We start from the raw sequence: 12,457 nt of genomic DNA on the forward strand, positions 1-12,457 counted from the left end.
AATGGCCTTTTTTTTGTCTGAATTTAGATGGCTAACTTGATTGTACAACTAGCTTTAAGGGATTGTAATGACAAGTTTTCCGCGGGCGCATCGTGTACTTTTTTTCTGTAAAGCTTCGAGTCCTTTTTCGAAAGGATACTCGCGTTCAATAACAAGTTTTATTTCATTCGTAGCAATCTTCTCCATTAGCTGAGTTAATTCAAGTTTCACATCAGCCTGATAAGGAAATTGCTTAATTACAATGTTATTTTGCGACGAGAGTTGGTCTCCCGATACAGCTACAATCCTACCGTCATCTTTGAGTACATCCATACTGACTCGGCCAGTATTTGGTTGAATGGCCATTACCGCATCCACTCCAGAAGGCATCCACTGTCTAATTTGCTTTGTCCAGTTTGCGTCGTTGTAATCAACCGCTTTCTTGGCACATAGGGAGAGCATGTACTCATGGTTTTTTTCTGAAGCAGATCCTGCCACAATACATCCTCGCGCGGCAGCTATTTGAATAGCAAACGTACCGATTGCACCCGATGAGCCTGCAATGAATAGTGAGTCGTTCGCTTTCAGTTGAAGCGCGTTCAGTGCCTTTAGTACCGTGTTCCCAGCGACCGGAATTGCTGCAGCCTCTACATAGCTCATTCCTTTTGGTATAGGTATGATTAGGGAACTATCAGCAACAACTGCATACTCTGCCCATGTACCTCCTTTAATTTGCATCGAACTGATAAATGCAATCTTGTCTCCCTTTTGAAAATCAGTGACGTCGGATCCTATTTTTTCTATAATACCAGCTGCTTCAATACCGAGCGGATACGGGTATTGAATATTTTCCGGTAAAAAGTAACCATCATGGATCCCTACACCAACTGCTTTCACGCGAATGAGCATTTCATTTCCGCTAATTTCTGGAATCGGCACTTCCATTAAAATAAAATCATTAGGTTTTGCACTTTTTTTAACAATTGCTTTCATATTATTCATTGATTTCCCTCCTAAGTTGTAATCAGTTTAAATTTCGGCTTATATGCGTTCATATTATTTCAGGCTCATTTAAAATACTACTTTAAAATCCAGTGAAATAAGGAGGAATCAAGTTTCATTCCTACCTGCAGACTTAACATAATTCTTCTTAATTCGCTTCCGTTTCTTGACCTGATGACATATTCAAGGATAGTATATTATACAGACGACATTAACGGACAGTTGTCCGATTGGCAATAAAGGGAATTTTTTATTAGTTTGTACTCTTTTGAAGGTAGGGGAAGAATTTGTTGGATCAAGATAAACGTAAATTACGAAAAGATGCTATACAAAATCAATTTATTATTCTAAAAGAAGCGCGTACTCTATTTAAGGAAAATGGTATCGCCAAGACAAGTATGCATCAAATTGCCAAAGCAGCAGGAGTTGGTCAAGGAACACTTTATCGGCGATATGCCCATAAAGGAGAGTTGTGTCTAGATTTGTTACTTGATGCTGCTCAAAAAAATTGTGATGAGATCCTTACATACTTACATGATTATCACGAAGAACCTATTGAAGTAAGATTGAAACAGACCCTTTCTTATTCACTTGATTTTATAGAGGAGCAATGTCAATTACTAAGTGCGATAAAAGCTCCAAACTGTGAGGATGATTTAACACTTATATATCATTCACCTATATACAAATCTAAGCACGATATATTTCGTAATTTGCTAGAAGAGATTCCCTGTAAAAATGAATTTCAGCCATTCGATACAACATATGTAGCCGATTTAATTAACGCAGCGATTGCACCAAATTTATTTCAATTCTTGCGTGATGATCGTGGCTATTCAAAGGATGAAATTGTGGATAATATATATAATGTATGTATTCGACCATTACTTGTAAGTTGTAATGAGAATTACAACTACAGGCATGGCCATTACTAGCATTGTATGGCATAAAGTATATATTAAGTAACCTATAGATTCGCAAGCTAACCCAATTTATTGTTACGCCCTGAAAATAAAATAAGCAACAAGATTTCTGCCATAATCGGCTAAAATCTTGATGCTTTTTCATCTGCGCTGTTAAAAACGGAAGCTGTCTACATTTTCATTTGGGACAGCTCTTTTTTATGAATAGGATATGCGGTTTCGCATTCACCATCGGCATTAGCAAGTAACTTTGATAGAACCTGTATTTATAAAAAAATACCGATTATGCTTTTGGAGGTGTTCCTTCAGCATTTGATACAACTACATCAATTTGGATTAAAGCATCTTTAAGTAAAGCTGATACGCCAACTGTTCTTCGTGCAGGAATACCGCCAGGGAAAAATGTCGTATAAACTGCATCTACAGAACTAATATCTTCGATGTTTTTAAGGAAGATATTTACTTTAACCACATCTTCCATAGCATGGTCGATACTTTCTACAATTGCCTTTACATTTTTCAAGCACTGTTCAGCCTGTTCTTTTACACCACCAGCTACCAATTCACCAGTTTTTGAATCCAAAGGTAATTGAGCTGAAAGGTGGTTGTAATGAGAAAATGCTACAGTTTGCGTAGATAGAGAACTCTTTGGTGCATTTTCAGTGTTGTTTGCCCAGATAACGATTCCAAGTCTATCCTCGACGGCTTGTGGAGGTGTACCATCTCCGTGTGAAACAACTGCTTCAATTTGTACCAAAGCATCCATAGGTAAAGCTGAAGCTGCAACTGTCGTCCGTGCAGGTACATAGGCTACGGTCCTGGCGATAGCCGAGTCTGGGAAAAATGTTGAATAAACTTCGTTTACGGCTTCAATATCTGAAAGGTTTTTAAGGTAAATATTAATTTTAACAATATCGTCAAATGGAACGTCGATACTTCCTAAAATTGCTTTAATATTTTTTAAGCACTGTCCAGCCTGCTCTTTAACACCACCAGCCACCAATCTACCCGTTTTCGGATCAATAGGTAATTGAGCTGAAAGATTATTGTAATGAGAGAAAGACACAGTTTGTGTAGATAGAAGACTTGTTGGTGCATTTGACGTGTTATTTGTTAGCTTTATGAGGTCGCCTGATTGTGGTGCGTTTGGAACTGTACCTTCACCGTGTGAAACAAGTGCTTCAATTTGCACCAAAGCATCCATAGGTAAAGCTGCAACTGCGACTGTAGTCCGTGTAGGAACATAGGTCGGGAAGAATGTTTTATAAACCTCGTCTACAGCGTCAATGTCTTTAATATTCTTAACGAATACAGTGATTTTAACAACATCGCTCATAACATGATCGATGCTGTCTACAATTGCCTCGATATTTTTAAAGCACTGTTCAGCTTGCTTTTTTATACCACCAGCTACCAATTTCCCAGTTTCCGGTTCAATAGGTAATTGAGCTGAAAGATTATTGTAATGAGAAAAAGCGACAGTTTGTGAATATAGACCGTTACCGTTTGGAGCATTTTCCGTGTTTTTTGCTACTACTGCGTTATAGCCGCTCATGATAGTGTTCCCCTTTTAGACAATTTTTTTAATAGATTGTTTTATCAACTCTTATTTCGCACCGAAGAAAACGGACTAAACCATGGTTACATGATTGCAAAGACGAAAAATGGATTCGCCGTGAGAATCGTGTTCGTACAAAACCGCAAAAAGTGAAGCGCTAGGTGTACTCAGTACCGATGCGACCCTTTGCGATGCTGAAATCATTTAAATATATGGCATCCACTGAAGCATTCAAGTTTTCTTCAAATCGACTATGTCGCCGCTTCGCCTTGCAAATGAGTTTCAATGTAACAATGGAGGTGCGCTCGTCGCGCACACCTCCATTGTTTTTTCACAGAACTTGTTGTTGGAGTGAAAACGATGACGGAATCATCGGACTTTTTATGATGAAGTCATTGATAAGGATTTGAAGGCTGCTTAAGTTCAACCGAAAGAGTATTAAATACCATATAATAAATAATGTTACCACGAAAATTACTTAAATCCAATAACTTTACTGAATGACAAAACTGATTTTTTTATTCTTAAGTAGTATCTCACACTAATATGTAATCCTATACCTTAACGCAAATATCTCCTGTCCTGCGTAATTGCGAGACCCCTTCAACAAATAATCCCCTCCCCCCTTAGTCTGAGGGAACATAAAACACACTTCAATATTCACTTGTTTCGCTCAAAACCTTTGATACAAGCCTTTTCTTCACTACCAACACCACACACTCCCTGTGTCAGGTATGTATGTAGCAATAGAATGCTGGTGATGAGAAGAAATTTATAACTAAATCAATGAAGCCATCATTTCTGAATACCTTGGGATTTATAATCCTAGGTTAATTTCTTACACGTTTAGGAGTAATTGGTTTTATTTTTATTCAAGTGATATTCTTAATCAATCTGTATTGATTTTTTAATTTCGGCATCAATAAAATAAAGACGAAGTTGTTTTAGTTCTTTAGCGCAAGAAGCTATCGTATACTCTGATAGCCCACGCATATCGGCGTAGTCTGAAAACTCATTTATAGCCGCATTGTGCGATATGACAGGACTTTCTACAGTACGTCATGCTGCATTATTGATTGCCGAAAAAAGCGATGAATCCAATTATTTTTTTATTAAAGAAAAAAACCATCCGCTCTACGTATTTCCACGTAAATCGAACAGAAGTTTTCAAGGTTACGTGCTACTACGCAAAAACCAAATGCCTATCCTTTCGCACTAAGTTTCGCGCTACAAAATCCTTACCTACTCATTCCGGGATGCCCTCGGCGGGAGTCGAACCCACATTTTAAGCTTCGGAGGCTTACGTGCTATCCATTGCACCACGAGGACGGATATCAAAAAACAAATTCCAACGAACACTCTTCATTATACTAATAGCACTAATTGAAAGCAAGACTTATTTTAGAGCGTTATATTTGACCTATATTGACCATAATAGGTATGATATTATTAGAGTTGAAATGAAAAGTGTTTCAACAAAACTGTTTTAATTAACATTTAAAAATTTGTTGCGTTTAAATACTTTTTAACTTTATTCAAATCAAAGTACTTTCACCTCTGTTACATTACAAATTTTTAAAAACAACTTAATATCCACCTTGAAGGAGGAAATGGAATGAATCTAATACCAACAGTTATTGAACAAACAAGCCGTGGCGAGCGTGCTTATGATATTTACTCTCGTCTATTGAAAGACAGAATTATTATGCTTGGAAGCGGAATTGACGATAATGTTGCAAATTCTCTCGTTGCACAACTTTTGTTCTTAGAAGCAGAAGATCCTGATAAAGACATTTCAATTTATATTAATAGCCCCGGTGGTAGCATCACTGCTGGAATGGCAATTTTTGACACAATGCAGTTTATCAAACCAGATATCCAAACAATTTGTATCGGTATGGCAGCATCAATGGGTGCTTTCCTTCTTGCTGCAGGTACAAAAGGAAAACGCTATGCACTCCCTAATGCTGAAGTAATGATTCACCAACCACTAGGTGGCGCACAAGGTCAAGCAACTGAAATCGAAATTGCTGCGAGACGTATTCTATTCTTACGTGAAAAACTCAATACAATCCTTTCAGAGCGCACGGGACAGTCTGTTGAGGTTATTGGTAAAGATACAGAGCGCGATAACTTCATGACAGCGAACCGCGCGAAAGAATACGGCCTGATTGACCATATTATTACACGTAGTGATATGAAAAAAATCGACAAAAAAGACGAAAAGTAAATATAAAATTAGTTGTCTATATTTTCTTAGCCAACAATCAGAAAAACCGCCAGATCGAAATCTGGCGGTTTTTATTTATTTTAACTAAATTTAGCAGAAGTCCACCCTACTTAAAGTGAAATGTCGGAAAGAGGTTGTTTACTCCCTCTTGGACTAAATCAATATTATTTCCTTAACAAAATGGAGGGTCAAATTTCGGCTGAATTAAGTTTAAACACCAATGTACATTATGTACTAGTGCCAGAAAAGCCACAGGAAGTGGCCTAACTGATTAATCATCTCTCATTTTGCACAAGCGTCGTCAATGATGCAATAGCCTGCTCATCATCAATTCCATTAGCAATAAGCGTTATAGTTGTGCCATGCGCAATTGCCAAGCTCATAATGCCCATAATGCTCTTTGCATTTACTTTACGATTATCTTTTTGTAAAAATATATCTGATTCAAAACGATTTGCCTCTTGAACAAATAATGCTGCTTGTCGAGCTTGTAATCCCGGCTTCATTTTGACTTCTACAATTTGTTCTGCCATTCAAGAATCTACCCCTCTTCCCCATGTAAATTAATCTCACTTTAACATATAGTTAGTTTACCACTTATTAAAGTATTATTTTATGTAATTCCTGTTCCTCCATTACGAAGATTGTCTGCAATCTCCTCAATCTTCCTAAGGCGGTGATTTACGCCTGATTTACTCACTGTTGTACCCGAAACAAGTTCACCAAGCTCTTTTAAAGTAATATCCTGATGTTCAATGCGCAGTCGAGCTACTTCTTGAAGTCTGTCTGGTAATTGTCCCAAACCAATCGTTTTTTCGATAAATTGAATATTGCCGACTTGACGCTGAGCAGCACCAATCGTTTTATTCAAATTGGCAGTTTCGCAGTTAACAAGTCTATTGACGCTATTTCTCATATCCCTTAGAATCCGAACATCTTCAAATTTCATGAGTCCAACATGAGCACCTACAAGACCTAAAAAGTCGGAAATTTTTTCCGCTTCCTTAATATAGGCAATATAACCGTTTTTACGTTCAATGGACTTTGCATTCAAACGATATTTATTCATTAGATCTACGAGTGCTTCACTATGCTCTTTATATATTGAAAATATCTCCAAATGATATGTTGATGTTTTAGGATTATTTACTGAGCCACCTGCAAGAAATGCGCCACGTAAATAAGCACGCTGACAACAGGTTTTTTTTACTAGAGCTGGTGCGATTTCATTTTTGAATTCGAAATTCCCAGTTAAAATGAGTAAGTCTTTTAAGATTGTCTTTGCGCCTTCGCGAATTCTACAAATGTATACATTATTCTTTTTCAGTTGCATTTTTTTCCTTACAAGTAGCTCTATTTTATAAGGATAAAGTCTTTTTAAATTTGTATATAGCCTTCTAGCAATTGCAGCATTTTCTGTTTGAACATCAAAACTAAGCTGTTTATTTAAAAAGGATAAAGCTCCGTTCATTCTAACAAATGCGGCTACTTCTGCACGCACACAACAATCATCGGCTTCAAATTGAGTAAGTTCTTTTTTTGTTTTTGCAGCGAATGACATTTCTTTGCTCCTTTCTCACCGAATCAATCTTAATGATTTACAGTCGAGTTTTGCATATATTCAAAGAGCCAGTTCGCAACTACATCTGACTTATGTCGAATATTACCTTCTATAATGACTGCAATATCTTTTAATACGACTTCAGGAACTAATTGCTTTAGACACTCTATATCAATATCTACAGGCTTAAGTTTTCCTTCATGGACAGTACCTTTAATTAGCGAATTGAAATCATTATTATTTATTAGTATTGTGTCAATGAAGTCCTTCCCAGCGTGGGCATATAGTGCTTGAACATGTTCAGATGCTGAATACTCCGTCGTTTCCCCAGCTTGTGTGGTTAAGTTACAAATATACACCTTTTTTGCATTACATGATAATACAGCTTCTCGAATTGCCTGCACAAGTATCGTTGGTAATATACTCGTATACAAGCTACCAGGCCCAAAAACGATTAGATCCGCATCCATAATAGCATCTATTGTTTCAGGAAGTGGTTTTACTTCTTGCGGCGATAAATACACTTGACGTATCCGACGTCCATAAACAGGGATTTTGGATTCTCCAGTCACAATTGTTCCATCTTCAAGCTCGGCATGTAAGGTGATACGCTGATTCGCAGCAGGTAAAACTTTTCCTTTAATATTTAAAATGCGGCTCATTTGTTCAACAGCACGTGCAAAATCTCCCGTAATATCTGTCATTGCCGCTAACATCAAATTGCCCAATGAATGGCCTTTTAAATCCTGTGTACTTGCAAAGCGATATTGAAACATCTTTTCAATAAGTGGTTCAACGTCTGATAGCGCAGCCATTACATTGCGGACATCTCCCGGTGGTGGAATTTCATACTCATTCAAAAGTCTGCCCGAACTACCGCCATCATCAGCCACCGTAACAACCGCGGTGATATCAACAGGATACGTTTTAAGACCCCTCACCAAAGTTGCAAGGCCTGTACCTCCACCAAAAATCACTATTTTTTTTGTTTCTACGGAGCGAAGCATAGCATCACCCCTTCCTTTTCTCGATATCGCGGTGCGTTATAAATGTTTTGTATTCGGAATGAAAGCGTTCTCCAAAGAACTCGGCAAGTGTTACAGATCGATGTTGTCCGCCTGTACAACCAAACGCAATTACTACTTGTGATTTACCTTCACTTTTATATTGTGGAATGAGGAACTTAAACAAATCCGTTAGTTTTTCTATAAGTATCTGGGTTTCACCCCATTTTAGTACATAATCCGAAACCTCTTTTTGAAGACCTGTTTTCGGTCTTAATTCCATACTGTAAAAAGGATTGGGTAAGAATCGTACATCAAAAACAACATCTGCATCGATTGGCATACCATGCTTAAAACCGAATGAAATGAAGTTTACAGTAAATATTGAATCTGAACTAGAAGAAAATTCAGCTATGATTTTCTCTCTAAGTTGGCGCGGAAGCAAGGTTGATGTATTGTATATTGAGCGCGCACGCCCTTTTAGTTCTGATAATAACTGTCGTTCTTTTTTAATACCTTCGAGCAGCAATCCACCATTAGATAGTGGATGTGATCTTCTGCTTTCTTTGTAACGCTTTACAAGATTTTCATCATCGGCTTCCAAAAATAAAACACGTGACGATATACGATCCCTTAACAATAAGTCATCTAGCGCACCAATTAAAGAATCAAATAAATCTCCGCCTCTTGTATCCATAACGGCCGCTATACGCCGCATTCGATTATCTGATTTCATCATCAAATCAAGAAATGTAACAAGCAGTTCTGGAGGTAAATTATCAATACAGTAAAACCCTAAATCTTCAAAACTTTGCATTGCAACGGTTTTACCGGCGCCCGACATGCCCGTAATTATGACTAGCTCCATATCCGGACTATATGATGTCTCATCTGTCATCGTCAATCACCCTTCCAATGAGTTCTGGATTTCTGCTTTTAAAAGTTTAAATTGATCTGTGTAATAGAATGTTCCATATTGTAAGCCCGGCTGAGAAACGGCAAACAATAAATTAGTTCGGTCTCCTTCAGCCATCGGTAGTTTTTTTAAACTCTCGACAGAATGCCATTCCAGTATACCCTCAACCGTTGTTTTAAATGGCGTTCCAATCAAATCGGTCGCAACAAAAGTATAAAGCATCCATTCATCTTGTATGACTACGTCTGCTTCATCTTTGATGATCATTGTATAGACACCCTTTAGATGTGGATTAACCGGCTTCGCACCCGTTTCTTCAACAAATTCTCGTATCGCCGCTTCGTAAATCGACTCTCCCGAATTCATTTTCCCACCAGGTGCCACATACCAATTACGTCTTGGTTTTTTTAATAATAATATTTGATTGTTTTTAACCACTAGTAAATTTGCAATTCTTTGCATCTGTATATCCCCACACTTTCGTATGCATACAACTATTATACATCTTACCAGTATAAAACGTCATTAGAAAGGCATATAAAAGTCAATTTATGAACAAAAAAAGCCATCTACCAGTAAAAACTGGTAGACAGCTTGTAGGAAATACTATATCAAAAGGGGGGTCAATTGATAATTCTCCTTAACTATACGCTTTTGATATTGCATTCCTGTTACAGCTGTGTTAAGGATATATTAAGTTAGCTTATGCATTGACGCCTAATTTATCCATAAGTTCCTCAACATACTTTTGTACAGCTTGAGCAGCAACACTACCATCACCTGTTGCGGTTACAATTTGACGTAATAATTTCTCTCTAACATCACCGGCTGCGTAAATTCCTGGCACGGTTGTTTCCATTATTTCATTCGTGTTAATATAGCCATTTTCATCTAAAATACCAAGCTTCTTAAACGGAGCTGTGAGCGGATCCATTCCGATGTAGATAAATACACCATCTGTTTTAAATTCCTTCTCACTGCCATCTTCTGTTGATACTATTGTTACGGAACCAACTTTACCATCTTTTTCATTTACTTCTTTAACAGTTGAATTCCAAACAAAACTCATTTTTTCATTAGCAAAAGCACGGTCTTGAAGGATTTTCTGCGCACGTAACTCATCACGTCGATGAATAACGGTAACTTTTTTTGCAAAACGCGTTAAATATGCACCTTCTTCAATTGCAGCGTCCCCTCCGCCTACTATGACCAATTCTTTTTCTTTGAAAAATGCACCGTCACAAACCGCACAGTAACTTACACCACGGCCTGTTAGTTCCGCCTCACCTGGAATACCCATTTTTCTATATTCCGCGCCCGTCGTAATTATAATAGCCCGTGCTTTGTATTCCGTTTTACCTACTACAATTGTTTTAAACTCTTCGCCATCAATGACGTCAGTTACGTCACCATAAGCATAATCTGCACCAAATGTACGTGCATGGTCAAACATTTTCGTAGATAAATCAGGTCCTAGAATATGTTCAAATCCAGGGTAGTTCTCTATATCTTCCGTATTCGCCATCTGTCCGCCAGGTGCGCCTCTTTCAAGCATAAGCGTAGTCAAGTTCCCACGTGAAGTGTAAACCGCTGCAGTTAAACCAGCAGGGCCTGCACCAATAATAACAACATCATATATTTTCTCTTCAGTCATGTTAAATTCCTCCTCTAAACATTACAACTAAACAAATCGTATAAGATTAGCAGTTTCTGTTCAACTTTCTTGCCTACACATCAAACTGGGGTAAAAATTCAATCAATTCATTTACATATTTAGTTAAAGTTGGCGTAGAAATGCCATACTTTTCTGCTATTGACTTTTTCGTCACACCTGAGTAGCGTGCCGACTGAAACATATAATCAGCGGCGCAAGCTAGTCCAGCAGGGTTTTTAAATGGATATGCTCGTGTTAATGCACTTTCACATAATGTAAACCACATTTGAAAGAGATGCGTTGCCTGCTTGGTTAATGGACTATATTTCCCGTAAAGTAATTCTGTTGTCTCTAATGCGCGTGCGAAAGATTTATCGAAAGACGTTTCTGGCATAAATTCATAATTAAGGCCACTTGCAAAAAACAAACGCTCCAGCGAACTAAGTTTATCAATTTCAATATAAGAAGGATGTGAAATAATCTCCTGCTTATGACCAGACTTCCCTAGTAAATAAAAACCAAGCATTCGCTCACTTCTATATTCGTTCTGAATTTTCTCAAGTAAAAAATCCCTGTCCTGCTCAACAGAATTTGCTGTAATATTAACATCTACGCCTTTCCAAGGCTCATATCCTTCTTTTGTCGGATCAATTTCAACAAGATTCGCATATGCAGTTTGAGCAATTTCTTCATGCCCCGTAAAATAAGCTGAATGGGATAGCCAGAAGTAATAGCCAGTATCTTTATCAAATCCCTGTTTTTGTAAACTTCTCAAACAATTAAATGCCTCTTTATGTCTACCAACAAGGGCAAATGTCGCACCTAGTTTATATCGATTTTCAACCGAATAAGGCTTAATTTTTAAAAGTAGTTCAAGCAAGGATTCCAAGTCTGTTTCTTTCTTTTCGTAATAATAAAAGACAGCTAAGTTACACAACGCATGAAAGTTTCCTTTATCACGGCCTAAAACATCATGAAGGAGATCACTCGCTTTTTCAGTTTCACCTATGTAGAAATAGGCTAACGCAAGATTATTATACGCTGCCCAGAAATCAGGATGATCCTTCACAATCGATTCAAGTAATGCAACAGCTTCTTTAAATTCACCTGACTCCATCAGACGACGTGCTTTTTCCTGGATGAAAAATATTTCCCCATCCTGCTCTTCGCCTTCTTCGTAATCAGCTGCTTTTTGCTCTGCAAAATCAATTATCTCCATTGACTCATCTCCGAAAGGACCGTCTGGATTAAGTCCGATATACATTTCTGCGTATGATTTCGCATCACATAATAAGCCAAGATGCGCATGAACCTCAGCTAAATAAAACACTGTTGACTCATCTTTAGGATTGTGTTTATAGGCCGTCATAAGTAGCTCGTGAGCCTCTTCAAAATGACCTTCCTCCATAATTAGAACACCGTATTGCATTAAAATAAGCGGGTCCTCTGGACTAAGTTCAGCAGCCCTCATTAAATATTTTTTGGCAACATCAAAACGTTCTTTTTCCAACGCTTGCACGGCTTTTTCATAGTAGAATTCGCCATTGGGTATGAACGTAATTATTTTCTTATTCTCATTTGATCTTTTATTATTCAATCATATTCCCCCGAAAAAATAAGAAGGAACGTA

11 protein-coding genes and 1 tRNA gene are annotated in these 12,457 nt (G+C 37.7%); 2 read left to right on the plus strand and 10 right to left on the minus strand.

The genetic code is table 11. The annotated features are described in order from the left end of the window. Window positions 1-54: 54 nt before the first annotated feature. Complete coding sequence (locus AC3RV6_RS14690) at window positions 55-981, minus strand: NADP-dependent oxidoreductase (RefSeq protein WP_489746742.1); 927 nt, start codon at window positions 979-981, stop codon at window positions 55-57. Window positions 982-1,271: 290 nt separating this feature from the next. Between AC3RV6_RS14690 and AC3RV6_RS14695 the strand changes: the two genes are divergently transcribed. Continuing rightward, window positions 1,272-1,916 (plus strand): TetR/AcrR family transcriptional regulator, encoded by a 645-nt coding sequence (locus AC3RV6_RS14695; protein ID WP_489746743.1) that lies wholly within the window; start codon window positions 1,272-1,274, stop codon window positions 1,914-1,916. 271 nt (window positions 1,917-2,187) lie between these two features. On the opposite strand, the gene AC3RV6_RS14700 is transcribed toward AC3RV6_RS14695, so the two are convergent. Further along, entirely contained in the window at window positions 2,188-3,459 is a 1,272-nt protein-coding gene (locus AC3RV6_RS14700; RefSeq protein ID WP_489746744.1) for a RidA family protein, read from the minus strand. 1,260 nt (window positions 3,460-4,719) lie between these two features. Continuing rightward, window positions 4,720-4,791 (minus strand) — tRNA-Arg (locus AC3RV6_RS14705). 286 nt (window positions 4,792-5,077) lie between these two features. On the opposite strand from AC3RV6_RS14705, the gene clpP reads away from it, so the two are divergent. Then, the gene (gene clpP / locus AC3RV6_RS14710) at window positions 5,078-5,692 is read left to right on the plus strand and encodes an ATP-dependent Clp endopeptidase proteolytic subunit ClpP (RefSeq protein ID WP_489746745.1); all 615 of its coding nucleotides are present in this window, start codon (window positions 5,078-5,080) and stop codon (window positions 5,690-5,692) included. A 275-nt stretch (window positions 5,693-5,967) separates the two neighbouring features. Here clpP and AC3RV6_RS14715 read toward each other — a convergent pair whose 3' ends face one another. The 7 genes from AC3RV6_RS14715 to AC3RV6_RS14745 all read right to left on the minus strand — a co-directional run bounded on the left by AC3RV6_RS14715 (window position 5,968) and on the right by AC3RV6_RS14745 (window position 12,424). Next, window positions 5,968-6,225 (minus strand): HPr family phosphocarrier protein, encoded by a 258-nt coding sequence (locus AC3RV6_RS14715; protein WP_489746746.1) that lies wholly within the window; start codon window positions 6,223-6,225, stop codon window positions 5,968-5,970. An 80-nt stretch (window positions 6,226-6,305) separates the two neighbouring features. After that, complete coding sequence (gene whiA / locus AC3RV6_RS14720) at window positions 6,306-7,253, minus strand: DNA-binding protein WhiA (RefSeq protein WP_489746747.1); 948 nt, start codon at window positions 7,251-7,253, stop codon at window positions 6,306-6,308. Between the two features lie 29 nt (window positions 7,254-7,282). Next, window positions 7,283-8,260 carry a gluconeogenesis factor YvcK family protein gene (locus tag AC3RV6_RS14725; RefSeq protein ID WP_489746748.1) on the minus strand — a complete coding sequence of 326 codons (978 nt, stop codon included), beginning with the start codon at window positions 8,258-8,260 and terminating at the stop codon, window positions 7,283-7,285. 4 nt (window positions 8,261-8,264) lie between these two features. Beyond that, window positions 8,265-9,155, minus strand: a complete 891-nt coding sequence (rapZ, locus tag AC3RV6_RS14730; RefSeq protein WP_489746749.1) for an RNase adapter RapZ — start codon at window positions 9,153-9,155, stop codon at window positions 8,265-8,267. A gap of 6 nt (window positions 9,156-9,161) precedes the next feature. Further along, on the minus strand, window positions 9,162-9,635 hold the full coding sequence (locus AC3RV6_RS14735; RefSeq protein ID WP_489746750.1) for an NUDIX domain-containing protein: 474 nt from the start codon (window positions 9,633-9,635) through the stop codon (window positions 9,162-9,164). A gap of 241 nt (window positions 9,636-9,876) precedes the next feature. Next, on the minus strand, window positions 9,877-10,827 hold the full coding sequence (gene trxB, locus AC3RV6_RS14740) for a thioredoxin-disulfide reductase (RefSeq protein ID WP_489746751.1): 951 nt from the start codon (window positions 10,825-10,827) through the stop codon (window positions 9,877-9,879). 73 nt (window positions 10,828-10,900) lie between these two features. Beyond that, window positions 10,901-12,424, minus strand: a complete 1,524-nt coding sequence (locus AC3RV6_RS14745) for a tetratricopeptide repeat protein (RefSeq protein ID WP_489746752.1) — start codon at window positions 12,422-12,424, stop codon at window positions 10,901-10,903. Between the last annotated feature and the right edge of the window lie 33 nt (window positions 12,425-12,457).

Source organism: Sporosarcina sp. So3-204, assembly GCF_058068165.1.